At 71.4% G+C, this 25045-nt stretch carries 25 protein-coding genes and 1 pseudogene; 3 read left to right on the top strand and 23 right to left on the bottom strand.

What is annotated here, in order from left to right:
• Position 1: 1 nt before the first annotated feature.
• The 3 genes and pseudogenes from LNK82_RS42660 to LNK82_RS42670 all read right to left on the bottom strand — a co-directional run bounded on the left by LNK82_RS42660 (position 2) and on the right by LNK82_RS42670 (position 2091).
• The gene (locus LNK82_RS42660; RefSeq protein WP_230572516.1) at positions 2–433 is read right to left on the bottom strand and encodes a DUF2550 domain-containing protein; all 432 of its coding nucleotides are present in this window, start codon (positions 431–433) and stop codon (positions 2–4) included.
• Positions 434–455: 22 nt separating this feature from the next.
• Positions 456–821, bottom strand: coding sequence for a F0F1 ATP synthase subunit epsilon (locus LNK82_RS42665; protein WP_230572517.1), 366 nt, complete (start codon positions 819–821; stop codon positions 456–458).
• Between the two features lie 75 nt (positions 822–896).
• Positions 897–2091: pseudogene (locus LNK82_RS42670) on the bottom strand (MFS transporter).
• Between the two features lie 79 nt (positions 2092–2170).
• On the opposite strand from LNK82_RS42670, the gene LNK82_RS42675 reads away from it, so the two are divergent.
• Positions 2171–2917 (top strand): IclR family transcriptional regulator, encoded by a 747-nt coding sequence (locus tag LNK82_RS42675; RefSeq protein ID WP_230572518.1) that lies wholly within the window; start codon positions 2171–2173, stop codon positions 2915–2917.
• Between the two features lie 61 nt (positions 2918–2978).
• On the opposite strand, the gene atpD is transcribed toward LNK82_RS42675, so the two are convergent.
• The 11 genes from atpD to LNK82_RS42730 all read right to left on the bottom strand — a co-directional run bounded on the left by atpD (position 2979) and on the right by LNK82_RS42730 (position 12919).
• The gene (atpD, locus tag LNK82_RS42680; protein WP_230572519.1) at positions 2979–4415 is read right to left on the bottom strand and encodes a F0F1 ATP synthase subunit beta; all 1437 of its coding nucleotides are present in this window, start codon (positions 4413–4415) and stop codon (positions 2979–2981) included.
• A complete protein-coding gene (locus tag LNK82_RS42685) occupies positions 4408–5343 on the bottom strand; it encodes a F0F1 ATP synthase subunit gamma (protein ID WP_230572520.1) in 936 nt (311 codons plus the stop codon). Before LNK82_RS42685 ends, atpD begins: the two co-directional genes overlap by 8 nt.
• 7 nt (positions 5344–5350) lie before the next feature.
• Positions 5351–7000 (bottom strand): F0F1 ATP synthase subunit alpha, encoded by a 1650-nt coding sequence (gene atpA / locus LNK82_RS42690; RefSeq protein WP_230572521.1) that lies wholly within the window; start codon positions 6998–7000, stop codon positions 5351–5353.
• Between the two features lie 59 nt (positions 7001–7059).
• Positions 7060–7887: a F0F1 ATP synthase subunit delta gene (locus tag LNK82_RS42695; RefSeq protein WP_230572522.1), complete on the bottom strand. Its 828-nt coding sequence runs from the start codon at positions 7885–7887 to the stop codon at positions 7060–7062.
• Between the two features lie 10 nt (positions 7888–7897).
• Positions 7898–8443, bottom strand: a complete 546-nt coding sequence (locus LNK82_RS42700; protein WP_230572523.1) for a F0F1 ATP synthase subunit B — start codon at positions 8441–8443, stop codon at positions 7898–7900.
• A gap of 31 nt (positions 8444–8474) precedes the next feature.
• Positions 8475–8729: an ATP synthase subunit C-like protein gene (locus tag LNK82_RS42705; RefSeq protein ID WP_106613741.1), complete on the bottom strand. Its 255-nt coding sequence runs from the start codon at positions 8727–8729 to the stop codon at positions 8475–8477.
• 61 nt (positions 8730–8790) lie between these two features.
• A complete protein-coding gene (gene atpB / locus LNK82_RS42710) occupies positions 8791–9570 on the bottom strand; it encodes a F0F1 ATP synthase subunit A (protein WP_230572524.1) in 780 nt (259 codons plus the stop codon).
• Positions 9571–9722: 152 nt separating this feature from the next.
• The gene (locus LNK82_RS42715) at positions 9723–10169 is read right to left on the bottom strand and encodes a Cg1360 family ATP-synthase-associated protein (RefSeq protein ID WP_230572525.1); all 447 of its coding nucleotides are present in this window, start codon (positions 10167–10169) and stop codon (positions 9723–9725) included.
• Positions 10170–10250: 81 nt separating this feature from the next.
• A complete protein-coding gene (locus LNK82_RS42720) occupies positions 10251–11411 on the bottom strand; it encodes a glycosyltransferase family 4 protein (RefSeq protein ID WP_082404575.1) in 1161 nt (386 codons plus the stop codon).
• A 110-nt stretch (positions 11412–11521) separates the two neighbouring features.
• Positions 11522–12172 carry an L-threonylcarbamoyladenylate synthase gene (locus LNK82_RS42725; RefSeq protein ID WP_230572526.1) on the bottom strand — a complete coding sequence of 217 codons (651 nt, stop codon included), beginning with the start codon at positions 12170–12172 and terminating at the stop codon, positions 11522–11524.
• Between the two features lie 99 nt (positions 12173–12271).
• Entirely contained in the window at positions 12272–12919 is a 648-nt protein-coding gene (locus LNK82_RS42730; protein WP_230572527.1) for a hypothetical protein, read from the bottom strand.
• Positions 12920–12984: 65 nt separating this feature from the next.
• On the opposite strand from LNK82_RS42730, the gene LNK82_RS42735 reads away from it, so the two are divergent.
• A complete protein-coding gene (locus LNK82_RS42735) occupies positions 12985–13641 on the top strand; it encodes a serine/threonine kinase C-terminal domain-containing protein (protein WP_230572528.1) in 657 nt (218 codons plus the stop codon).
• Positions 13642–13684: 43 nt separating this feature from the next.
• Here the strand turns inward: LNK82_RS42735 and prmC are convergent, their stop codons facing one another.
• The 5 genes from prmC to rpmE form a co-directional block, all read right to left on the bottom strand.
• Positions 13685–14545, bottom strand: coding sequence for a peptide chain release factor N(5)-glutamine methyltransferase (gene prmC / locus LNK82_RS42740; RefSeq protein ID WP_230572529.1), 861 nt, complete (start codon positions 14543–14545; stop codon positions 13685–13687).
• An 18-nt stretch (positions 14546–14563) separates the two neighbouring features.
• Positions 14564–15949: a dihydrolipoyl dehydrogenase gene (gene lpdA / locus LNK82_RS42745; RefSeq protein WP_230572530.1), complete on the bottom strand. Its 1386-nt coding sequence runs from the start codon at positions 15947–15949 to the stop codon at positions 14564–14566.
• Between the two features lie 10 nt (positions 15950–15959).
• The gene (locus LNK82_RS42750) at positions 15960–17162 is read right to left on the bottom strand and encodes an acyl-CoA thioester hydrolase/BAAT C-terminal domain-containing protein (RefSeq protein ID WP_230572531.1); all 1203 of its coding nucleotides are present in this window, start codon (positions 17160–17162) and stop codon (positions 15960–15962) included.
• A 22-nt stretch (positions 17163–17184) separates the two neighbouring features.
• Positions 17185–18240, bottom strand: a complete 1056-nt coding sequence (gene prfA / locus LNK82_RS42755; RefSeq protein WP_230572532.1) for a peptide chain release factor 1 — start codon at positions 18238–18240, stop codon at positions 17185–17187.
• Positions 18241–18327: 87 nt separating this feature from the next.
• Positions 18328–18540, bottom strand: a complete 213-nt coding sequence (gene rpmE / locus LNK82_RS42760) for a 50S ribosomal protein L31 (RefSeq protein WP_230572533.1) — start codon at positions 18538–18540, stop codon at positions 18328–18330.
• 244 nt (positions 18541–18784) lie between these two features.
• On the opposite strand from rpmE, the gene LNK82_RS42765 reads away from it, so the two are divergent.
• Positions 18785–19195 (top strand): hypothetical protein, encoded by a 411-nt coding sequence (locus LNK82_RS42765; protein WP_230572534.1) that lies wholly within the window; start codon positions 18785–18787, stop codon positions 19193–19195.
• 92 nt (positions 19196–19287) lie between these two features.
• Here LNK82_RS42765 and rho read toward each other — a convergent pair whose 3' ends face one another.
• From rho to LNK82_RS42785, 4 genes are all read right to left on the bottom strand, one after another.
• Positions 19288–21348: a transcription termination factor Rho gene (gene rho / locus LNK82_RS42770; protein ID WP_230572535.1), complete on the bottom strand. Its 2061-nt coding sequence runs from the start codon at positions 21346–21348 to the stop codon at positions 19288–19290.
• A gap of 344 nt (positions 21349–21692) precedes the next feature.
• Positions 21693–22583 (bottom strand): homoserine kinase, encoded by an 891-nt coding sequence (gene thrB, locus LNK82_RS42775; RefSeq protein WP_230572536.1) that lies wholly within the window; start codon positions 22581–22583, stop codon positions 21693–21695.
• Entirely contained in the window at positions 22580–23656 is a 1077-nt protein-coding gene (gene thrC, locus LNK82_RS42780) for a threonine synthase (RefSeq protein ID WP_230572537.1), read from the bottom strand. Before thrC ends, thrB begins: the two co-directional genes overlap by 4 nt.
• Positions 23653–25044: a homoserine dehydrogenase gene (locus tag LNK82_RS42785; RefSeq protein WP_230572538.1), complete on the bottom strand. Its 1392-nt coding sequence runs from the start codon at positions 25042–25044 to the stop codon at positions 23653–23655. Before LNK82_RS42785 ends, thrC begins: the two co-directional genes overlap by 4 nt.
• Position 25045: the final 1 nt, after the last annotated feature.

Consider the following 25045-nt stretch of genomic DNA (forward strand, 5'->3'; position numbering starts at 1 on the left):
GCTAGGAGGCCCAGGGAATGGATCGGCCCGGAGGCGCTGACTCCAACCAGGACAGGAATCCTGTCAGCGCGTCCGGGCCCATCGCGATCTCGACCTCGCCCTTGTTGCCGCGGCAGCGGAGTACCACCGCGCCCGCGGGCATCGCGTACGCCTCCGGTGGGGTGGGCTCGCGGCGGTCGTCGATCTCGAAGCCCTCGCGGGAGATGACCATGTCCGGGCCGGAGCTGAGGCTCAGCACGCGGAACCAGGTGAACTCGTCACCCCGGTAGTGCCCGACGCCCAGGTGCCAGCCCCGGCCGGAGCCCTTGAGCCTGGACCTCAGCGCGACGTGCACGCCGCCCGCGCGCAGCAGTCGGACGCGCCGCCACGCCAGGTACGCGAGGACGACCACCGCGCCGAACAGGACCAGCCCCACCAGTTCGGCGATCCCCACGGCGTTCGTCCGCTCGTCCGCGTCAGGCCGAGTGCCCGGCGGCGCGAAGCCGCGCGATCGCCCGGGCCCGTTGCACGTCGTCCGCGTTCTGCGCGTCCGAGCGGGCCTGTTCGACGTCGATCTCGTGGGCGAGCTCCGCGTCCTCGGCGAGGATGCTCACCCCGTCGCCGGTCACGGAGAGGAACCCGCCGTGCACGGCCGCCGTCACCAGCTCGTTGTCCGCGGTGCGGATCCGGACCACGCCGCCCTCGACCAGCTGGCCGAGCACCGGCTCGTGACCGGGCAGGATGCCGATCTCGCCTTCGAGGGTCTGCGCGACCACCGAGGTGGCCGTGCCGGACCACAGGCGGCGTTCCACCGCGACCAACTGGACGGTCATCTCGGCCACGCGCATCTCCCTGAGTCGACTGGAGTCATCCGCAGTCTAAACGGTGACCGGTTCACCCCGCCGCACCAGCCACCCTCAGCCGCCGTCACGCCCCGCCGCGACCCGCCCGGAGACCGCTCCGACGGCGGTCACCGCGACGGCGCCCAGGCCCGCCACCAAGGCGAACGCGTAGAAACCCCACGGGTGCGCGAGGCCCGCGGTGAGCAGCGCCCCACCCAGCACGGGCCCGCAGACGGCCCCGATCCGGCCGACGCCCGCCGTCCACCCCAGACCCGTGGCACGGTTGCCGTCGTCGTACACGCGGCCCACGTACGCGTACACCAGGACCTGCGAGCTGAACACGAAGCACCCGGCCACGAACACCGCCGCGTACACGCCCGCGGTCGGCAGCTGCACGCTCAGCAGGCCCAGGAACGCGGCCGACGCGGCGAACCAGCCGATGGTCGACGGCCGCACGCCGACCCGGTCCGCCACCGCGCCCGCGACCAGCAGCCCGACCACCGCGCCGACGTTCAGCGTGAGCAGCAGGCCCAGCGCCGCGCCCAGCGGGTACCCGGCCGCCCGCATGATCTGCGGCAGCCACGTGTTCAGCCCGTAGACCAACAGCAACCCCATGAACGACGCCACCCAGAACGCCACCGTGGCCCGCCGCACGCCGGGCCGGAACAGCGAGCCGACCAGCCGCCCCGCCGACACCCGCTCCCCCCCGGAACGCCCGCGACTCCGGCAGCAGCACCACCATCAACGGCACCAGCACGAGCGCGGGCGCCGCGCCGACGACGAACAACGCCCGCCACCCCGGCGACGGGATCACCAGCATCGCGAGCAGCGCGGTCAGCACCGCCCCCACGTGGTAGCCGGTCATGACCAGCGTGGTGGCCCTCCCCCGCCGCCGCGCCGGCGCGAACTCGTCGACCAGCGCGATGGCCGTCGGCAGGCAGCCGCCGAGACCGAGCCCGGCCAGGAACCTCAGCCCGCCGAACACCTCGATCGACGGCGCCGCCGCGCACAGCAGCGTGAACAGGGAGAAACCGCCGACGGAGGCGATCAGCGCCTTGCGCCGACCGACCAGGTCGGTGACCGTGCCGATCGCCATCGCGCCCAGCATCATGCCGACCAGGCCCGCCGTGGAGACGACCGACGCGGACGCCGGCGTGATGCCCCACTGGCCCGTGTCGAGCAGGACCGGGAGCACGGTGCCGAGCACCACGAGGTCGAAGCCGTCGAGCAGTACCGCCGTCCAGCCCAGCGGGAGCACCCGTTTGTCCATACCGGGAGGGTGGCGCGGGTCACCTCGACGGGGGCAGGGCGGTTTCCGATGAGCGGAAGGCCGTTGGGAGACTGGGCCCGTGCCCACACCGAAGTCGCTGCTGGAGCGGGCGTTCTCGCTGTTGTCGGTGTTCACCGTGGACCGACCGGCGGTCACGCTGTCCGAGCTGAGCCGCCACTCCGGCCTGCCGCTGAGCACCACGCACCGGCTGGTGGCGTCCCTGGTGGAGCTGCGGGCCCTGGACCGCGCGCCGGACGGCCGCTACCGCGTGGGCCTGCGGCTGCTGGAGCTGGGCGCGCTGTCGCCCGGCAGCCTGGACCTGCGGGACCGGGCCCTGCCGTTCCTGGAGGACCTCTACGAGGTCACGCGGCACAACGTGCAGCTGGCCGTGCGCGACGGCACGGAGGTCGTGTACGTGGAGCGGATCTCGGCGCGGGACGCGGTGAACGTGGTGACGCGGGTCGGCAGCCGGATGCCGACGCACTGCACGGGCGTGGGCCTGGTGCTGCTGGCCGCCGCGCCGGTCGCCGTGCAGGAGGCCGTGCTGGCCGCGCCGCTCAAGCGGTTCACGCCCCGGACGATCGGGTCGGCGCCCGAGCTGCGGGAGGCCCTGGCCCGCGTGCGCCGCGAGGGTTATGCCATCAGCGACCGCCAGATCGAGATGATCACCTACTCGGTCGCCGCCCCCGTGCGCGGCCCGGACGGCGACGTGGTGGCCGCGGTGTCCGTCGTCGTGCCGACGGGCACCCGCACGGACACCGTCGTGCCCGCCGTGCGCACGTGCGGCCTGGCCATCTCCCGCGCCCTGGGCTGGGCCTCCCACTGACCCCGACAACGGCCGAAGGGCCGTCCCCCCGAGCGGGGAACGGCCCTTCGACGAGCCCGACTTACTTGCCGGCGAGCTTCTTGGCGTTGGCCTCGACGTCGTCCAACCCGCCGCAGGAGAAGAACGCCTGCTCCGGGTAGTGGTCGAACTCGCCCTTGCAGACGCGGTCGAACGCCTCGATGGTGTCCTTGATGGACACGAACGACCCCGGCTGACCGGTGAACTTCTCGGCCACGATGAAGTTCTGGCCGAGGAAGCGCTCCAGGCGACGGGCGCGGCCGACGAGGACCTTGTCCTCCTCGGACAGCTCGTCCATGCCGAGGATGGCGATGATGTCCTGCAGCTCCTTGTACTTCTGCAGGATCCGCTTGACCTCCTGCGCCACCCGGTAGTGCTCCTCGCCGACGATCGACGGCTCGAGGATCCGGGAGGACGAGGACAGCGGGTCCACCGCCGGGTAGATGCCCTTCTGGGAGATCGGACGGGAGAGCTCCGTCGTCGCGTCCAGGTGGGCGAACGTGGTGGCCGGCGCGGGGTCGGTGTAGTCGTCCGCGGGCACGTAGATGGCCTGCAGCGAGGTGATCGACTTGCCGCGCGTCGAGGTGATGCGCTCCTGGAGCTCACCCATCTCGTCCGCCAGCGTCGGCTGGTAACCCACGGCGGACGGCATGCGGCCCAGCAGGGTCGACACCTCGGAACCCGCCTGGGTGAACCGGAAGATGTTGTCGATGAACAGCAGCACGTCCTGGCCCTGCACGTCGCGGAAGTACTCCGCCATCGTCAGCGCGGACAGCGCGACGCGCATGCGCGTGCCGGGCGGCTCGTCCATCTGGCCGAACACCAGGGCGGTGTCGCCGAGCACGCCCATCTCCTCCATCTCGAGGAGGAGGTCGGTGCCCTCACGGGTGCGCTCGCCGACGCCGGCGAACACCGACGTGCCGGAGAACTCGCGGGCGATACGGGTGATCATCTCCTGGATGAGCACCGTCTTGCCCACGCCCGCGCCGCCGAACAGGCCGATCTTGCCGCCCTTGACGTACGGGGTCAGCAGGTCGATGACCTTGATGCCCGTTTCCAGGATCTCGGTCTTGCCCTCGAGCTGGTCGAACGACGGCGCCTTGCGGTGGATGCCCCACTGCTCGCCGTCGCGGCCGAGGCCGGGCTCGTCGAGGCAGTCGCCCAGCGCGTTGAAGACGTGGCCCTTGACGACGTCGCCGACGGGCACGCTGATCGCCTTGCCGGTGTCGGTCACCGCCGCGCCGCGGACCAGGCCGTCGGTCGGCTGCATCGAGATCGTGCGGACCAGGTTGTCACCCAGGTGCTGGGCGACCTCCAGGGTCAGCGTCTTGGCGACCGCCTCGTAGGTGATCTCCACGTGCAGCGCGTTGAACAGCTCCGGCACCGCGTCGCGCGGGAACTCCACGTCGACGACGGCACCGATCACCCGGACCACACGGCCGGTGCGGGTGGTGGTGGCAGTAGCACTCATGTCACTCATCACTTCCTGCGCCCCCGGTAAGCGCGGAGGCGCCACCGACGATCTCGCTGATCTCCTGGGTGATCTGGGCCTGGCGGGCCGCGTTCGCCTGGCGGCTCAGGTTGCGGACCAGCTCGGTGGCGTTGTCCGTCGCCGCCTTCATCGCGGTCCGCCGTGCCGCCGACTCCGAGGCCGCCGCGTCCAGCAGCGCCGAGAAGAGCCGGGTCTTGACGTACTTGGGCAGCAACGCGCCCAGCAGCGTCTCCGCGCTCGGTTCGAACGAGTACACCGACTGGAGCTTCTGCGGCTCCGGGTCGAAGTCGACCACCATCGGCGCGATCCGCTTGGCGACCGGCGTCTGGCTCAGCATCGACTTGAACTCGGTGTAGACCACGTGCAGCTCGTCCACGCCGAGCACGCCGTCCGGACCGGGCTGGTCGCCCTCGTCGTCGCTGCCCGCGACGAACGCCTTGACCAGCGCGTCACCGGCCTCGACCGCGTTCACGTAGTGCGGGAGCTGCGAGAAGCCGGTCCACTCGCCCGCGATCGCGCGCCTGCGGAACTTGTAGTAGCCGACGCCCTTGCGGCCGACGACGTAGAGCACGGGCTCCTTGCCCTCGGACCGCAGCAGGGAGAGCAGCTCCTCCGCGGCACGCAGCACGTTGGCGTTGTAACCGCCGCACATGCCCTTGTCGCTGGTCACGACCAGGACGCCGGCGCGGCGGGGGTTCTTGCGCTCGGTCAGCAGCGGGTGGTCGAGGTTCGCGGACGCGGTCGCCAGCGCGGAGAGGACCGAGGTGATCTCCTCCGCGTAGGGACGCGACGCCGCGACCCTCGTCTGCGCCTTGGCGAGACGGGACGTGGCGATGAGCTCGTACGCCTTGGTGATCTTCTTGGTCGAGTTGACCGAGCGGATCCGCTGGCGCAGCTCCCGGATCTGTGCCGCCATGCCTACGTCACTTCTCGGTCGGAGCGGGCCGGTTGACCTTCACCGACTCCTGCCCGACCTTGTCGGCGTCCATCGCGTCGGCGGGCGCCTCGTTGACCGAGGTGCTCGCGCCACCGGACGCGGTGAACTGCTGCTTGAACGCGGTGACGGCGTCCACGATGCCCCGCTCCGTGTCCTCCGACAACTTCTTGGACTCGCGGATGTCGGAGAGGATCACCTCGTGGCTGCGCCGCACGTGGTCCAGGAACTCCGACTCGAAGCGGCGGACGTCGCCGACCGCGATGTCGTCGTAGTGGCCCTTGGTGCCGAGGTAGATCGAGACGACCTGCTCCTCGACGGGGACCGGCGAGTACTGGCCCTGCTTGAGCAGCTCGACCAGGCGGGCGCCGCGGTCCAGCTGGGCTCGGGAGGCCGCGTCGAGGTCCGAGGCGAAGGCGGAGAACGCCTCCAGCTCGCGGAACTGCGACAGGTCCAGGCGCAGCGAGCCGGAGACCGTCTTCATCGCCTTGGTCTGCGCGGCGCCACCGACGCGGGACACCGAGATGCCCACGTTGACGGCCGGGCGCACACCGGCGTTGAACAGGTCCGACTCCAGGAAGCACTGGCCGTCGGTGATCGAGATGACGTTGGTCGGGATGTACGCCGACACGTCGTTGGCCTTGGTCTCGATGATCGGCAGGCCGGTCATCGAGCCGCCGCCCATCTCGTCGGACAGCTTCGCGCAGCGCTCGAGCAGGCGCGAGTGCAAGTAGAAGACGTCGCCGGGGTAGGCCTCGCGGCCCGGCGGGCGGCGCAGCAGCAGCGAGATGGCGCGGTACGCCTCCGCCTGCTTGGTCAGGTCGTCGAAGATGATCAGGACGTGCTTGCCCTGGTACATCCAGTGCTGGCCGATGGCCGAGCCGGTGTAGGGCGCGAGCCACTTGAAGCCGGCCGAGTCGGACGCGGGGGCGGCGACGATGGTGGTGTACTCCAGCGCGCCCGCCTCCTCCAGCGCGGTCTTGACGCCCGCGATGGTGGAGCCCTTCTGGCCGATGGCGACGTACACGCAGCGGACCTGCTGCTGCGGGTCGCCCGAGTCCCAGGCCTTCTTCTGGTTGATGATCGTGTCGATACAGACCGCCGTCTTGCCGGTCTTGCGGTCGCCGATGATCAGCTGGCGCTGGCCGCGACCGATCGGGGTCATCGCGTCGATGGCCTTGATGCCGGTCTGCATCGGCTCGCTCACCGGCTGCCGCTGCAGCACGGACGCCGCCTGCAGCTCCAGCGCGCGGTTGTCGTCGGCCACGATGTCGCCGAGGCCGTCGATCGGCTGGCCGAGCGGGTTCACCACGCGGCCGAGGAAGCCGTCGCCGACCGGCACGGAGAGCACCTGGCCGGTCCGCTTGACCTCCTGGCCCTCTTCGATCTTGTCGAAGTCACCCAGGATGACCGCGCCGATGGTGCGGACTTCGAGGCTCAGGGCCACGCCGAGCACGCCGCCGGGGAACTCCAGCAGCTCGTTGGTCATGGTGCCGGGCAGACCCTCGACGATGGCGATGCCGTCGTAGGTCTCCGCGACGACGCCGACCTCTTCCCGGCTGACTTCCGGGGAGTAGGCCGAGACGTACTTCTCGATCGCACTGCGGATCTCGTCCGACGAGATCGTCAGCTCCGCCATGTCGTTCCTGCTCTCACTTCGTTCTGGGAAAGGGGCTTGTGGGCCGCGGTTCCGGTCGGTCAGCCGGCGAGGTCGCGGCGCAGTGACGCCAGGCGACCGGCCACGCTGCCGTCGATGACCTCGTCACCGATCTTGATCAGCAGACCGCCGCGCAGCGTGGGGTCGACCTCGACGTGCAGCGCGATCGGCCTGGAGTAGATCCGGGTCAGCGTGGCCTCGAGGCGGTCCTGCTGCGCCGCGTCGAGCTCGACGGCGGAACGGACGTAGGCGACGGAACGTTCCCGGCGCTTGGCCGCGAGCGACGCGAGGTCGCCGAGGCCGTTGACGACTCCCTGGCCGCGCGGCTCGCGGACGAGCTGGTCCACCAGGGTCTTGGTGGTCTCGTCGACCTTGCCCGCGACGAGGCTGTCGACCAGCGCGACCTTGCCCGCGGGCTCGGCCACCGGGTCGGACAGCGCCAGCTCGAGCGCGTGGTTGCCCGCGATGATGCGACCGAGTCGGAACAGCTCGTCCTCGACGGCGTCGAGCTTGCCGTCCCGCTCCGCCCGCACCAGCAGCGTGGTGCGGGCCAGCGACTCGATGCCGTCGACCAGCTCGCGCGGGCTGGACCAGCGCGCGGTGACGACCGTGGCCAGCACCTGCACCGTCACGTCGTCGACCTTGCCGTCGAGCAGGCCGTGCAGCAGCTGCTCCCGGGCCTCGGGGCCCGAGGAGTTGTCGGCCAGCGCGCGGCGCAGCGCGGGCTGCGCCGACAGCAGGCTCACGACCGCGAACAGCTCGCTGCCCAGCTTGCCCAGGGCGGCACTGTCCAACGTGGCGTCGACGACCTCCAGCAGCCGCAGTTCGGCGGCGGCCAGGGCGTCACGGCTGGCGGCGTGCAGCGTCATCGGCGTTCCCTCACTTGGCGGCCGGAGCCGACGTGCCGTCGAGTTCGGAGAGGAACCGGTCGACGGTGCCCCGACGGCGCACCTCGTCCTCCAGCGACTCGCCGACGACCCGGTCCGCCAGGTCGATGGCCAGCCGGCCCAACTCGCCGCGCAGCTCGGCGACGATCTGCGCCCGCTGCGTCTCGAGCTGGGTCTGCCCCTGCGCGACGATCCGCGCGGACTCCTCCTGCGCCTTGGCGCGCAGCTCGCTGATGATCTGCTCGCCCTCGATGCGGGCGTCGTCGCGGATGCGGGCCGCCTCGGCGCGCGCCTCGGCCAGCTGCGCCTTGTACTGGTCCAGCGCCTGCTGGGCCTGCGCCTGCGCCTGCTCGGCCTTCTCGATCCCGCCCTCGATCTTGGCGGCACGTTCCGCGTACAACGTCTCGAAGCGCGGCGACACGAACTTCTTGATGACGAAGAGCAGCAGCAGGAACGCGATCAGGCCGAGGATGATTTCGGACGTGTGCGGCAGAACCGGGTTGATCGGCTCCTCCGCCGCCAAGATGAGGGTATTCATCACAAACCTCTCTGACGCGATGAACCGGTACTCAGCCCGCGGTCGCGAGGAAGTACACGACGAAGCCGAGCAGTGCGAGCACCTCGACGATGGCGAACGTGGTCCAGGCCAGGCTCAGCAGCACGCCGCGAGCCTCGGGCTGACGGGCGGTGCCGTTGATGACCGAGGAGAAGATCAGACCCACGCCGATGCCCGGGCCGATGGCCGCGAGGCCGTAACCGATGGCGGCGAGACCCTGGTTCAGGTTGACGTTCGCGGCTTCCTGAGCAAGAACGATAGCGCTCACTTGTGCTGTTCCCTTTCCAACTCGGTCCGCGAACGCTCGCGGATCGGAGGCTTATGATTTATCAGTGCTCTTCGGCCAGCGCCGCGCCGATGTAGTTGGCGGACAGCAGCGCGAAGATATAGGCCTGAAGGACCATGATCAGCGCTTCCAGGAACGTCAACGCGATGGCGAAGGCGAACGCGATGGGCGCGACCACGACGGTGATGCCGCCGGCGAAGAGCAGGTACTCACCGGCCAGGGTGAACACCAGCAAGAGCAGGTGACCCGCGAACATCGCCGCGAAAACTCGGATCGCGAGCGTGAGCGGGTTCAGGAAGAACTTCTGGAAGAACTCGATCGGAATCAGCAGGATGAGCACGAACCACGGCGCGCCGGGCGGCATGGTCTGGTGCTTCAGGTAACCGACGAAACCGTGGCGCTTGAACCCGACGAAGTGGTACACCGGGTAGATCACCAACAGCGAGACGGCCAGCGGGAATCCGATGTGCGACATCGTCGGGAACTGCACGACCGGGATGAGCCCGAACAGGTTGTTCACCAGGATGAAGGTGAAGACCGTGAGGATCAGCGGGACGAACGGCTTGAAGTCCTTCGCGCCGATCTGCTCGCGTGCGATCGAGTTGCGACCGATGTCGTAGAGCGACTCGGCGGCGAACTGGAACTTGCCGGGAACGAGCTTGAGGTTGCGGGTCGCCGCGATGAAGAACGCACCGATGATCAAGATCGAGAGCACCAGAAGCACCATGGGCTTGGTGACCTCACCGAAGATCGGTGGGAGGAAGAAGTCCTTCACGCCGGGTGCGACGAACTCATCACCCGCAGCCAGCACCATCGTGGTCACTGTGTTCCTTCCGGTTCTCCCGGCCGGCGTTCACTCCGCCGGGGGAATCGTCACGATCGGGACTTAACGTACCTTACGGACCGCAAGCGCCCGCGAGAGGCACCCCACCTACCTGGGTGTCCCGTCCTGCGCGCACCGTACCAGCCGGTAGATCAGGTGTTTCCAGGGGTCGGGATGACGATCTGACTGCGACTGCGCTTGGAGGCGCGCACCTCCATGGCGGTGGCGACCAGGATGGTCGCGGCCATGGTCAGGGCCAGCGCGTTGGTGTGCAGCACGGGGAACTGGCGCAGCAGCAGCATCACCGCGAACAGCAGGATCAGCTTGCCCATGAACCCGGCGAACGCCGCCACCATGATCACCTGGAGGGGCATCGCGGCCGTGCGGTGCATGAGCAGCAGCGTCCCGGCCGACGACAGGCACGCGATGGCGCCGCCGATCAGCGCGGCGACCAGGCCGGGGACCCCCGCCAGCACAGTCCAGAGGATCGCGGCCGCGACCACCGTCGCGAGCGCCGCCCACAGCGCCGCGCGGTACATCTCGCCCGCGAGTCGCTGCACGACGGCTTCGTGGGTCCACTCCGTCTTGTCCTGGCTCATGTCACCCCCAAAGGGTCCAACACCGTCCACTGGTCGAGACCGAGTGTAAAGAAGCCTTGGTCCTCACCCCACCATCGGGGGTCATGTGCGGCGCACTTCGCGAAGTCTGGGTATCGCGGAGACCAACAGCGCGAGAACAAGTCCGATGGCCAGGCACCACACCACGACGACGACGTCGAACAACGTCAACGCGACCGCGCCGAACGCCAGCACGCCCGCCCACAAGTAGATCAGCAGCACCGCGCGGCGCTGGGAGTGGCCGATCTCCAGCAGCCGGTGGTGCAGGTGCATCTTGTCCGCGGAGAACGGGCTCTCGCCCCGCCGGGTCCGCCGGACCACGGCCATGAGCAGGTCCAGCAGCGGCACGAACAGCACCGCGGCCACCACGACCAGCGGCGAGAGCAGGCCGAGGACGTCGGTGGCCCGCACCGACTCGTAGTTGATCTTCCCCGAGGCCGAGATCGTCGCCGCGGCGAGCATCAGCCCGATCAGCATCGACCCCGAGTCGCCCATGAAGATCCGCGCCGGGTTGAAGTTGTGCGGCAGGAAGCCCAGGCACGCGCCCGCCAGCGTGGCCGCGATCAGCGCGGGCGGGTACGCGCCCACGTCGCCGCCGTTGTTGGCCAGCAGCCCGATGGAGAACACGCAGGTGGCCGCCGCCGCGATCAGCCCGATGCCGGCCGCCAGGCCGTCCAGCCCGTCCACGAAGTTCATCGCGTTGACCATGGTCACGGCCAGCAGCACGCTCAGGATCGCGCCCTGGTTCTGGTCCAGCGAGAGCAGCGAGCCGGTGCCCTCGCCGTCGTCGCCCCACGGCACCCAGAACAGCAGCCACTGCAGGCCGAACAGCACGAGGATGCCCGCCGCGGTGACCTGCCCGGCGAGTTTCGTCAGGGAGTCGAGCTCGAACCGGTCGTCCAGCACACCGACGAGGACGATCACGCCACCGCCCACGATCACCGCGTACGGGTCGTAGGAGAAGTCGAACGCCGAGCGCAGCACCGGCAGCTGGTGCGCCAGGAGCATCCCGCCGAGCACCCCGCCGTACATCGCGAGGCCGCCCATCCGCGGCATGGGCTGGACGTGCACGTCGCGCTGGCGGGGGTAGGCGACCGCGCCGATCCGGAACGCCAGCGCGCGGACCAGGCCGACGAGCAGGAACGTCACGACGGCGGCGGTCAGCGCGACGAGCAGGTACTCCCGGACGGGGAGGACGTTGGACACGGCAGGCAACTGGCCCACGGCAGGCTAGCCCCTCGGCGATGGGGTGTCGGGTGGATCTTGCTGCATTGGATCCCGTCGGGGCGGTTCGTGCGACGGGAGCACCACGCTACTCCGATCGGGAAGATCCACTAGCGGGCGACCTCGACTTCGACGCCGAGGGCCTTCGACACCTCGCCGACCGGCACCGCGCCCTCCCGCAGGACCACGGGGTCGGGTCCGGTCAGGTCGACGATGGTGGAGGCGATGTTCTCGGCGGCCGGTCCGCCGTCCAGGTAGACGCCGACCTCCTCGCCGAGCTGGTCCCAGGCCTCCTGGGCGGTGCCCGCGGGCGGGAAGCCCGACTTGTTGGCGCTGGAGACGGCCATCGGCCCGACGTCGCGGAGCAGCTCCAGCGCGACCGGGTGCAACGGCATCCGCAGCATCACCGTGCCGCGGGTGTGACCGAGATCCCACGCCAACGAGGGGGCGTGCGGCAGCACGAGCGACAGCCCGCCCGGCCAGAACGCCTCGATCAGCGCCCGAGCCTGCCGGGGCACCCCGAGGACCAACCCGTCGATCGTGGTCCACGAGCCGACCAGCACGGGCACCGGCATGTCCGGCCCGCGCCCCTTGGCCTCCAGCAGGGCGCGAACGGCCGCCGCGTCGAACGCGTCACACCCGATGCCGTACACGGTGTCGGTGGGCAGGACGACCAGCCGCCCGGCCCGCACGGCTCCCGCGGCGGCCTCGAGGCCCGCCGCGCGATCGGCCTGGACACCACAATCGTAGATCGTGCTCACCCCGCTGATCCAAGCACAGCGCGACCGGACCCAGCGGTCGAGGTCACACCCGGACGGCGAGCGGCGGGCGCGGTGCGGCGGGCGCGTTCGGCGGCCCGCTCACGGACGGCCGCGGCCGAACGCCGCGTCCGCGTCGACCGCCCACTTCCGCTTCCGGTGCGCCATCACGAACCCGAACACGAGCACCGCGCCCACCAGCACACCGGCCACCGTCACGGCCGGGTCGCCGATCGCGCCACCCACGAACGGCAGCACGAGCACGGCCAGCCCCACCACCGCCGCGGTCCACACGTCCGGCTCGACCCACCGCCACCTCCGCGCCTCGTCCACCCTCCGGGACAGGTCGGTCGCGAACGCGATCAGCTCCGGGTGCGGGCTCAGCGCCAGGATCTCCTCGGCCAGCGCCCGGCACTCCGCCGCTTGGCGCGCACCTGTCACGACCAGCGCGCCCTCCGGCGTGACGCTGCGCACCTCCGCGGTGCGGGCCGCGAGCGCGAGTGCCAGGTGCGAGCGCAGCACGTCGTCCGCGCGGGGCGCGCCGCCACGTCCCAGCTCCGCGCGCACGACGGCGGCGGCCAGGTGGCTCTCGCCGTCGTGGCCCTCGCCCAGCGCCGACGTCAGCGCGGTCAGCGCGCGGGACAGGCGCACCCGGTCGGGATCGGCGAAATCGGTCAGGTCGACGCGGGTGATGCGCGCCGCCAGCCATTCCCGCAATCCGCTCCACTCGTTCGGCTCATTGACAGCCATCGCGGGTTCTCCGATTTACTCGGCGGAGCGTTGACGTCCAGATTATCCCGATGGCGAGGCGTCCGGTGAATGCCAGAAACCCGATCGGCGCCCTCCCCCTGGCGCTGTCGGCCGCCGCCGTCTACGCCGTCCTGGCCGGTGCCGCCGGCTACCTGACCCTGGACCGGCACCCGCCGACGCCCGCACCCGGCACCACCGCCGCCGCGGCGCCGCCCACCCTGCCCGTCATCACCACGACCACCACCACGCCACCGCCCCCGACCACCACGACCGCCGCCGCCCTCCCGCCGGACCTGCGGCGGGTCGAAGCGCCGGGCGGCCTCACCACCGTGATCCCGGCCGGGTGGGCGGTCGCGACCGGCACGGTCGCCACCACCCTCGTCGCCACCGACCCGACGTCACCGCGCCGTGAACTCCGACTCGGCGGCGCCCCGGTCACCGACCCGTCGACACCGCTCCTGGACCGCATCGCGCGAGCCGCCGCGGACCGAGAACGCGAACCTGGCCACCGCCGCGTCACGCTGACCCCGACGACGATCCGCACCCACCCGGCCGTCACCTGGGAATTCGACGAGAGCACCGCGTCGGGCGCGAAACGGGTCGCCACCGCGTTCTGGGAATCCGGCGGCGTCGAATACGTCCTCTACTCCGCCGGCCCACCGGAGGAGTGGGACCTGACCCGGTCGCGCCTGGCCGCGATGGTCGAGCACGCCACCCCCTAGCCCGGCGCGCGGTCGTCACCGGCACCCGCGCCGGCCGCGTCGCTCACACCCGGCGCGCGGTCGCGAAGCGGGGGCGCCACGCCAGGTCGCGGTGGTCCGCGACGTCGGTCAGCACCCGGCGCGAGGAGAGCAGCGACGGCACGACCGCGCCGTGGCTGTCGTCGTGCTCGATCGCCACGTGCCCACCGGGCTTGAGCAGCCGCGCGGCCACCGCCACGACGTGCCGGATCACCTCCAGCCCGTCCGGCCCGCCGAACACCGCGTGCCTCGGGTCGTGGTCGGCGACCTCCGGCTGCACCTCGGTGCCGTCCGGCACGTACGGCGGGTTGCACAGCACCAGGTCCACCTGTCCGTCCAGGTCGGACAGCACGCCCGGCTCGGTCACGTCGCCCGCGTGCAGCGTGATCGGCGTGTCGCCCGCGGCGGCACGGGCGTCCGCGTTGCGCCGCGCCCAGGCCAACGCCGAGGGATCGCGCTCGACCGCGTGCACGGACGCGTCCGGCAACCGGTGCGCCGCCGCCAGCGCCAACGCGCCGGAACCCGTGCACAGGTCGACCACCACCGGGTCCTTCGACTCCACAGTGGACAGCGCCCACTCCAGCACCAGCTCGGTCTCCGGGCGCGGGATGAACACGCCCGGACCGACCTCCAGGTCCACGCCGCCCAGGTGCGCCCGGCCGGTGATGTGCTGCAACGGCACGCGCGTCGCGCGCTCCCGCACGACCTTGTGCAGCGCCTCGACCACCGGCGGGTCGACCAGCGGGATCAGCGGCAGGCGCGAGCGCTCGACGCCGAGCACGTGGGCGGCCAGCAGCTCGGCGTCCACCCGGGGACTGTCGACACCCGCCGCGGCCAGCAGGCGTTCCGCTTCGTTGATGGCCAGCCGCAACGGGTGTCGGGTCATGCGTCCAGGGTAGGGGGATCAGAAGTTGATCATGTGCCCGGCCAGCCCGTGCACGGCTTCCTTGACCGCCTCGCCCAACGTCGGGTGCGCGTGCACGTTGCGCGCCACCTCGTGGACGGTCAGGTCCCACTGCTGGGCCAGCGTCAGCTCCGGCAGCAGCTCGGTCACGTCCGGTCCGATCAGGTGGCCGCCGAGCAGCTCGCCGTACTTGGCGTCGCTGATCAGCTTCACGAACCCGGCCGAGTCGCCGATGCCGTGCGCCTTGCCGTTCGCGGTGAACGGGAACTTCGCCACCTGGACGTCGAACCCGCGCTCGCGCGCCTGCGCCTCGGTCCACCCGAACGACGCGATCTGCGGCTGGCAGTACGTCGCCCGCGGGATCATCACGAAGTCCAGCTCCATGGTCTCCGCGCCCGCGATGGTCTCCGCCGCGATGACGCCCATCGACTCGGCGGCGTGCGCGAGCATCAGCTTCGCCGTCACGTCGCCGATCGCGAAGATGTTCTCCACGTTCGTGCGCCCACGCCCGTCGACCGCGATCGCGCCGCGCTCGGTGAGCCGGACACCGGTGTTCTCCAGCCCGTAGCCCTCGACCCGCGGCTGGAAGCCGATGGCCTGCATGACCTTGTCGGCCTCCAGGACCTCCTGCGCGCCGTCCTTGGACACGGTCACCCGCACGCGCGGCCCGGAGTCGTCGATGGACTCGACCCTCGTGGACGTCCGCACGTCGATCCCGAGCCGCTTGTACCGCTTGGCCAGCTCCGCCGACACCTCGGCGTCCTCCAGCGGCACCACCCGGTCGAGGAACTCGACGATGGTGACCTTCACGCCGTAGTTGTGCAGCACGTACGCGAACTCGACGCCGATGGCGCCCGCGCCGGCGATGACGATGCTCTCCGGCAGGTCCTGCGACAGGATCTGCTCCTCGTACGTCACCACCCGTTCGGACAGCTTCGTCCCCGGGAGGAGTCGGGTCGTCGCACCCGCCGCGATGATCGCGTGCGTGAACGTGACCCTCTCGTCACCCACCTGGATGGTGTTGGCGTCGAGGAACGTGCCCCGGCCGTTGTACTCCGTGATGCCGTTCTTCTTCATCAGGAAGTGCACGCCCTTGACACGCCCGTCCGCGACCTTGCGGCTGCGGTCGTAGGCGGCGCCGTAGTCGAACTTCACCGTGCCGTCGACCTGGATGCCGTAGGTCTTCTGCTCGTGGGTGAACAGGTGCGCGAGCTCCGCGTTGCGCAGGAGCGCCTTCGACGGGATGCAGCCCACGTTCAGGCACACCCCGCCCCAGTAACGCTCCTCGATGACCGCCGTCTTCAGCCCCAGCTGGGCCGCCCGGATCGCGGCGACGTACCCGCCTGGCCCCGCACCGAGGACCACGACGTCAAAGTGTGCGCTCATGAGCGACACATTAGGTGCCCAGTTGGTCCGACAAGAACTCAACCGTCCGACGCCACGCGTCGGCGCGGGCGGCGGCCGTGGCGGCGGGCGTGCCGCCCATCGAGAAGTTCACGCCGGGGCCCGGCACCACCAGTTCCACCGGCCGGTGGGGTGGCCCCGCGATCAGGTGCCCTGCCTCGGGGTACACCACGTGCTCGTGCCGGTGCGCGTGCCCGTGCCCGGTCAGCCGGCGCCAGGCGACCTCGCTCAGCGCCACCGACGGCCACGACTCGTCCTGCCCGGATGAGAGCAGCAACACACCGCCCCCGATCCGCTCGACCGGGATCTCGGCGTCCTCGCCGATGCCGTCGGAGAAGTCGAACGCCAGGCTCAGCCGCACCGGCTCGCCCGAGACCACCCGCTCGCGCAGCTCGTCGGGGATCGAGTACGGCAGGTACGGCAGCGGCCTGCCCTGCCACGTCCACGACGCCGCCTCGTGGTCCAGCTTCCGCAACAACCGCGTCCCCGGTCCGATGCACTGCGTGACCACGCCGCTGCCGACCACGCTCACCACGGCCTCGACCTGCGGGAAGTGCACGCCGAGCAGCAACGCCGCCTCACCGCCGCGCGACCCGCCGACGACGCCCAGCCGGCCCGCCCGCGCACCGAGCCACTCCAGCGCGGTCCCGAAGTGCTCCAGCGGGATCTCGACCAGGTCGTCCGGCACGCCCGGCGCGCCGAAGTACGCCGGCGCCAGCGCCGCGAACCCGTGCCCGGCGAGCAGTGCCGCGTCCAGCTCGTGCAACCCGCCCTCGGACCCGCCCAGCACGAGCACGCCGGGGTGCACCTCGTCGTCGTCGGGCTCGAACAGCACGCCGACCAGGCCGTGCTCGCGCACCTCGGTCCGCCTGACGCCCTCGGGCACGGTCAGCCGGTCGAGCTCCACCTTGCCGACCCCGACGACCTCGATCAACGTCGGGCCGCTCGGCTCACCCGTCCGGGTCATCGACCAGAACAACCCCATCGGGTCGACGCCGGAGTAGTCGCCCTCGACGGGCGCGTGCCGGGTCAGGTCCACCACGCCGCGCTCGTCGGCCAGGAACACCGCGGACGACGACCAGTCGCCCGTCGACGCGCGCACCACGACCCGTTCGTCCGGTGGCAGGTCGGCCACCCGGATCCCCAGGACGGCGTCGAGAGGGGCTCGCCGCGGGTTCACCAGGATCTCCGCCATCGAGCGCCCCCTCATCGTCGCCTCACCCGGCGGCTAGTCGCTCCGCGCGATCGGCCGCCGCCAGGGCGTCCAGCACCGCGTCCAGGTCGCCGTCGAGCACTTGGTCCAGGTTATGGGCTTTGTACCCGACCCGGTGATCGGAGATGCGCGATTCCGGGAAGTTGTAGGTCCGGACCCGCTCGGAGCGGTCCACCGTGCGGATCTGGGTGCGCCGGGCGTCCGACGCCTCCTGCTGCTGCTTCTCCTCGGCCAACGCGGTCAGCCGCGCCTGGAGCACCTGCATCGCGCGCGCCTTGTTCTGCAGCTGGCTGCGCTCGTTCTGGCAGGACACGACGATGCCGGTGGGCAGGTGCGTGATGCGCACCGCGGAGTCGGTCGTGTTGACGCTCTGCCCGCCCTTGCCCGACGAGCGGAACACGTCGACGCGCAGGTCGTTCTCGTCGATCTCGACCTCGACCTCGTCGACCTCGGGGAACACCAGAACGCCCGCGGCGGAGGTGTGGATGCGGCCCTGCGACTCGGTCACCGGCACCCGCTGCACGCGGTGCACGCCGCCCTCGTACTTCAGCCGCGACCACACGCCGTCCGGGGTCTCCACGCGGCTCTTGATGGCCACCGTGACGTCCTTGTAGCCGCCCAGGTCGGAATCCGTCCCGTCGAGCACTTCGGCCTTCCACCCGTGCCGTTCGGCGTACCGCAGGTACATGCGCAGCAGGTCGCCGGCGAACAGGGCCGACTCCTCGCCGCCCTCACCGGACTTGATCTCCAGCACGACGTCCGCGCCGTCGTGCGGGTCGCGCGGCAGGAGCAGCTCGGTCAGCTTCGACTCCAGCGCCGGCACCGTCCTGGCCAGCTGCTCGGCCTCCTCGGCGAACACCGCGTCCTCGGCGGCCAGCTCGCGGGCCGTCTCCAAGTCGGACTTCGCCTGCTCGAGCTCACGGGCGGTCTTCACGATCGGGGTCAGCTCGGCGTAGCGCTTGCCGAGCTTCCGCGCCCCCGCCTGGTCGGCGTGCACCGAGGGGTCGGCGAGCCTGGCTTCCAGCTCGGCGTGCTCGGCCAGCAGGGCGTCCAGCGTCACGATCTCGCTCCGGTCTCAAGGTGCTTCGGGGTGTGGAGACGACAACGGCGCCCACCCGCGGATTCGGGGTGGACGCCGTTGGGGCGGCTACTTGGCGCGCTTGCCGTAGCGGGCCTCGAAGCGCGCGACCCGGCCACCGGTGTCCATGATCTTCTGCTTGCCCGTGTAGAACGGGTGGCAGTTGGAGCAGATCTCGACGTGGATGGCGCCGGAGGTCTTGGTGCTGCGGGTGCTGAAGGTGTTGCCGCAACCGCAGGTGACCTCGGTCGTCACGTACTCGGGGTGAATGCCGGTCTTCAACGTCTTGTCCCTTTCCTGAAAGTGGCCGCCGGGTCCTCGATCCTTCGAGGTGAACCGGAGCCGGGCTCGACCAGACAGTGTGCCAGATCGGCCGTCACGTGCTGCAACGCGCGGCTTCGCGCGCTTGTTCCCGGTGGCCGGGGTCACAACCGCTCGCCGATCGTGGTCGACCATTTGGCGCACGAGGTAACCGCTGAACTACAGACAGCAGCGGTCCACGCTGCGCGGACGCAACACTGTCGGTGTGTTCTGCACTGTCGGGCGTCCCCTGTCGTTGACCTCGTGGCTGGCCGTGCCGTTCCTGTTCAGCATCGCCGTCCTGGGCCTCACCGGGTTGGGTGGCCTGCTGGTGGGCGCTCCGGGGCAGCTGGCCCTGTCGAGCCCCGTGTTCGGCGCGGGCGTCGCCGTCGGCGTCGCGACGTCGGGCTCGGTCGGGTGGACCGCCCGGTGGCAGCGCACGTGGCTGCGCTGGCCGTACCTGACGTCCGTGCTGGTGGTCGGGGTGCTGCTGGACGGCGTGCGGGTGCCCGTGCCGGCCGTCGTCGGCCTCGGCGTGCCGGTCGTCGTGCTGCTGGTCGCCGACTACTTCCTCGAACGCCGCCGCACCGCCGCGCTCGTCGAGGCGGGCACCGCCTCACCCGCGCCGCCCTGCTGACGGACACCGGAACGCCCACGACCTGAACACCCCGCAAGCCCGAAGGCCCGCCCGGCGTGGGTGCCGGACGGGCCTTCGGTGGTCGGACGGGGTCAGTCGTTGTCCCCGCCCGGCGTGGTCTTGGCCACCTGCATCAGGAACTCGATGTTCGTCCGGCTCTTGCGGAGCCGGTCGAGCAGCAGGTCGATGGCCTGCTGGCTGTCCAGGGCGTGCAGCACCCGGCGCAGCTTGTGCATGACCGCCAGCTCGTCCGGCGAGAGCAGCAGGTCTTCCTTGCGGGTGCCGGACGAGTCCACGTCCACCGCCGGGAAGGTCCGCTTGTCCGCGATCTTGCGGTCGAGCTTGAGCTCGGCGTTGCCGGTGCCCTTGAACTCCTCGAAGATCACGCTGTCACCCGCGGACCCGGTCTCGACCAGGGCCGTCGCGATGACGGTCAGCGAGCCGCCGCCCTCGATGTTGCGGGCCGCGCCCAGGAACCGCTTCGGCGGGTACAGCGCGGTCGAGTCGACACCACCGGACAGGATCCGGCCGCTCGCGGGGGCCGCGAGGTTGTAGGCACGACCCAGCCGGGTGATCGAGTCCAGCAGCACGACCACGTCGTGACCCATCTCGACCAGGCGCTTCGCCCGCTCGATGGCCAGCTCCGAGATCGTGGTGTGGTCCGACGGCGGGCGGTCGAAGGTGGAGGCGATGACCTCGCCCTTCACCGACCGCTGCATGTCGGTGACCTCTTCGGGGCGCTCGTCCACCAGCACCACCATCAGGTGGCACTCGGGGTTGTTCTTCGTGATCGCGTTCGCGATCGACTGGAGCACCGAGGTCTTGCCCGCCTTCGGCGGCGACACGACCAGGGCCCGCTGGCCCTTGCCGATCGGCATCACCAGGTCGATGACGCGCGTGGTCAGGATGTGCGGTTCCGTCTCGAGGCGCAGGCGCTCGTTCGGGTACAGCGGCGTCAGCTTGGTGAAGTCCGGCCGGTTGCGGGACTCCTCCGGGTCGAGGCCGTTGATCTTGTCCACCCGCACCAGCGGGTTGAACTTCTGCCGCTGCTGCTCGCCGTCGCGCGGCTGCCGCACGGCGCCGATCAGGGCGTCGCCGCGGCGCAGCCCGTACTTGCGGACCAGCGACAACGAGACGTACACGTCGTTCGGCCCGGCCAGGTAGCCCGAGGTGCGGACGAACGCGTAGTTCTCCAGCACGTCGAGGATGCCCGCCACGGGCAGCAGCACGTCGTCGTCGCGGACCTCGGTGTCCGTGGCCGGACCGCCCTCGTCCCCGCGGCCACCGCGCCGGCGGCGGTCGCGGAAGCGGCGACCCCGACGGCCGCCCTCTTCGTCGTCGTCACCCGGACCGCTCTGCTGGCGGTTGCGGTTCTGGTCGCGGTCGCGGCCACCGCGGTCGCCGCGGTCGTCACGCCCGCCCCGGTCCTGCCGGTCGCCGCGGTTGCCGCGGTCGCCCCGGTCCTGGCGCTGTTCGCGTTGCTCGGAGCGGTCCTGCCGGTCACCGCGGTCGGGCCGGTCACCCCGGTCCGACCGCTCGGCCCGGTCCGGCCGCTCGGCGCGCTCGCCCTGCTGGCGGCCGTCGCCCTGCTGGCGGTCGGCCTGGACGCGGTCCGCCTGAGCGGGTCGCTCGACCGGGGCCTGCGCCTGCTGGGCGTCCGCGGCGGGAGCCTCGGGGCTGCCCGCCGGGCGGTTGGAGGAACGGCGGCGGCGGTTGCCGCGACGGCCGCCCTCCTCCTCGGCGGGACGGTCGGTCACGTCGAGCTGCTGCTGGGTCGGCTTGTCCACCGGGGCGGGGGCCGCGGAAGTCTTCTTCTCCACCACGGGCGCCTGCTCGACGACCGCCTTGGGAGCCTCGGCCTTCTTCTCGGCCTTGGGCGGCGTCGCGGCACTGCCCCGACCGGAGGTGCCGCCCTGCCGCTCCTTGATGGCGGCGATCAGGTCGCCCTTGCGGAGGCCGGCCGTGCCGGTGATACCCAGCTGACCTGCGAGTTCACGGAGTTCGGCCAGCACCATTCCAGAGAGGCCCGCGCGCTTGCGCGGCGTGGCGCTGCCGTTCGAAGGGGTGGTCAGAGCGTTCTCCTCGGCTCCGGAACTGGCAGCGGGGTTGGGAGCAGCAGGAGCTTGGCTGCTCAGTACATCGGTGTTGGTCACACATGTCCTTCCTGACCGGAACGCGCCTCCTACGCGTTCCAGCGGACCTGCCGTCCGACGGAATGCGGTGCGGCAGTTTCGTCCCGGTTCAGGCGGACCTGGCGACGGCGCGGAACGCGCACGAAAGCGGAGTCCTCCGGTGCGGGACTTCGGTCACACGGCGAGCGGGTGCCTTCCAGCGTCGGCCCCGTCCATACGGCACAGAGCCAGGTCACTGGAGGAATGCGACCCGGAACGAACGTCCGGGCACCACACCGGCGCCCGTGCGCGCGGTGACTGATGGCCCCGAGGGTAGACGCCGGTCCGGCCGGGTGCAACAACCGGGGCACGGCGCGTCGCATCACTCAGCCGAGTGGCGCAACCCGGACTCCGGCCAGGTCGACCGGCACCTGACGGGCCTCGAACCCGGTCAGGTCCACCCGGGGCGGCAGCACACCGTCAGGTGGCAGGGCCAGGACCGTGGGTCCCGCCCCGGACACCGCCGCCGGCACCCCGGCCTCCCGCAGGGACCGGACCAGCCGCGTCGTCGCAGGCCAGGCGGGTTCCCGATACGGTTCGTGCAGCACGTCGTCCAACGCGTCGAGCAGCAGGGAGGGGTCCGTGGACAGCGCGTGCACGGCCAGCGCGGCCCGGCCGACGGCGAACGCCGCGTGGTCGTGCGGCACCTCGTCCGGCAGCAGACCCCGCGTCGTCTTGGTCGACGATTCCGCTTCGGGCACCAGTACGACCGGCATCACACCGGGGTGCGGTCGCACACGCGCCGCACGGAAGCTGTAACGCTGCGTCCACGTGATCACCACGCCGCCGAACATGCTGGCCGCGGCGTTGTCGGCGTGGCCCTCGAAGTTCGCGGCGAGTTGCAACGCGGTCGTGTCCAACTCGGTACCGGCCAGGGCGAACGCGGCCGCCACCCCCGCCACGACCGCCGCCGCGGAGGAACCGAGACCGCGGGCGTGCGGGATGGTGTTGCGGCACGTCAGCCGGAGCCCCGGCACCTCGATCTCGACCAGCTCGCACGCCCTGCGGAACGCACGCACGACCAGGTGGCTGTCGTCGGTGGGCACGCCGTCGGCGCCCGCACCGGAGACCTCGACCTCCAGGCCGCCGCCGGTCACGGCGAAGTCCAGCTCGTCGTACAGGCCCAGCGCCATGCCGAGCGCGTCGAACCCCGAGCCGAGGTTCGCCGTGGACGCGGGCACGGTGACGCGGACGCAGCGGGCGGCCAGGGCCCTCACGCCAGCTCCAGCGCGGTCGCCACGGCGCCCGGGTCCACCGGCACCGGCTCGACCTCGGACATGCCCAGCAGGGCCGTGTCGGGGTCCTTCAGGCCGTGGCCGGTGACCGTGCAGACGACCGTGGAGCCCTTGGGCAGCCGACCGTCGGCGACCGTGGCCAGCAGGCCCGCCACGCTGGTCGCGGACGCGGGCTCGACGAAGATGCCCTCGGTCGAGGCCAGCAGCCGGTAGGCCTCCAGGATCTTCTCGTCCGTCACGGCCTCGAACAGCCCGCCGGACTCCTCCTTGGCCGCCACCGCGCCGGTCCACGACGCCGGGCTGCCCACCCGGATGGCGGTCGCGATGGTCTCCGGGTTCGCCACCGGCTGCCCGAGCACCAGCGGCGCGGAGCCCGCGGCCTGGAACCCGAACATCCGGGGCGTGGAGTCGGTGACGCCGTCCTTGAAGTAGTCCGAGTAACCGCGCCAGTACGCGGTGATGTTGCCCGCGTTGCCGACCGGCAGGCAGTGGATGTCCGGCGCGCGGCCGAGCACGTCGCAGATCTCCCACGCGGCGGTCTTCTGGCCGATCAGCCGCACCGGGTTGACCGAGTTGACCAGCGTGATCGGGTACTCGGTCGCGGTCTTGGACGCGAGCTCCAGGCAGTCGTCGAAGTTGCCGTCGATCTGCAGGATCCGCGCGCCGTGCGCGACCGCCTGGGCCAGCTTGCCCAGCGCGATCTTGCCCCGCGGCACGAGCACCGCGGCGGTGAGGCCCGCCTTGGCCGCGTACGCCGCCGCGCTGGCGGAGGTGTTGCCGGTCGACGCGCAGATCACCGCGCGGATGCCGCTGGCCAGCGCGTGCGTCATGGCCACGGTCATGCCGCGGTCCTTGAACGAGCCGGTCGGGTTCGCGCCCTCGACCTTGACATAGACCTGGCAGCCGGTCAGCTCCGACAGGTGCCCGGCGGCGACCAACGGCGTGCCGCCTTCGTGGAGGGTGACGACCTTGGCGCCCTCGGGGAGTTCGATCCGGTCCGCGTAGGCGTGGATGATGCCGGGCCACCCCGGTCGCACGCCTGCTTGGATCGTCATGTTTCTTCGCCTTCCACCCTCATCACGCTGACCACTTCCCGAACCACGGGCAGCCCGCCGATTTTGTCCACGGTCGACCGCAGTGCCGCGTCGGTCGCGGCGTGGGTGACGATCACCAGGCTGGCGTCGTCGACCCGGCCCTCCTGCCGCACGGCCGCGATGCTCACGTCGTGTTCCGCGAACACCGCCGCCACCTGCGACAACACGCCCGCCCGGTCGGCGACGTCGAGGCTGATGTGATAACGCGTGGGCGTCTGGCCCATCGGCCGGACGGGCAGCGCCGCGTAGGCCGACTCACGCGGCCCTCGCCCCTGGTGCACCCGGTTGCGGGCCACCGCGACGAGGTCGCCGAGGACCGCGCTGGCGGTCGGGGCGCCACCCGCGCCCTGGCCGTAGAACATCATCTCGCCGGCCGCGTCGGCCTCCACGAACACCGCGTTGAACGCGCCGTGCACGCTCGCCAGCGGGTGGGAGGTCGGGATCATCGCCGGGTGGACCCGCACCGAGATGCCCTCGGTGGCGCCGTCCGCGGACGTCCGGCCACCGTTCCCGCCGACGGTCGCCTGGTCTTCGGCTCCGCCGACGGTCGTCTGATTCTCGGCTCCGCCGACGGGCACCCGCTCGCAGATCGCCAGCAGCTTCACCGTGCGGCCGAGCGCCTTGGCGGCGGCGATGTCGGCGGCGCTGACCGAGGCGATGCCCTCGCGGTGCACGTCGGCGGCCGTGACCCGGCTGTGGAAGGCCAGGGACGCCAGGATGGCGGCCTTGGACGCGGCGTCGAACCCGTCCACGTCGGCCGTCGGGTCCGCCTCGGCGTACCCGAGCCTGGTCGCCTCCTCCAGGGTCTCGGCGTAACCGGCCCCGGTGGAGTCCATGCCCGAGAGGATGAAGTTCGTGGTGCCGTTGACGATGCCCATCACCCGCGTGATGCGGTCGCCGGCCAGCGACTCGCGCAGCGGGCGCAGCAGCGGGATCGCGCCCGCCACCGCCGCCTCGAAGTACAGGTCGGCGCCGGAGGCGTCGGAGGCCTCGAACAGCTCGGCCGAGTGCTCGGCCAGCAGCGCCTTGTTCGCGGTCACCACCGACTTGCCCGCCCGCAGGGCGGCCAGCAGCAGCGTCCGGGCGGGCTCGATGCCGCCGATGACCTCCACGACCACGTCCACGTCGTCGGAGGCCACCAGCGCCGCCGCGTCGGTCGTCAGCAGCTCGGCGGGCACGTCCCGGTGCTTGTTCGGCCGGCGCACGGCGATGCCGGTCACCTCGACCGGCGCGCCGACCCGCGCGGTGAGGTCGGCCGCCTGGTCGGTGAGCAGCCGGACCACCTCGGTGCCGACCGTGCCGCAGCCCAGCAGCGCGACCCTGATCGGTTTGCCCTCGTGGCTTGCCACT

The organism is Saccharothrix luteola (assembly GCF_020859565.1).
Lineage (GTDB): Bacteria > Actinomycetota > Actinomycetes > Mycobacteriales > Pseudonocardiaceae > Actinosynnema > Actinosynnema luteola.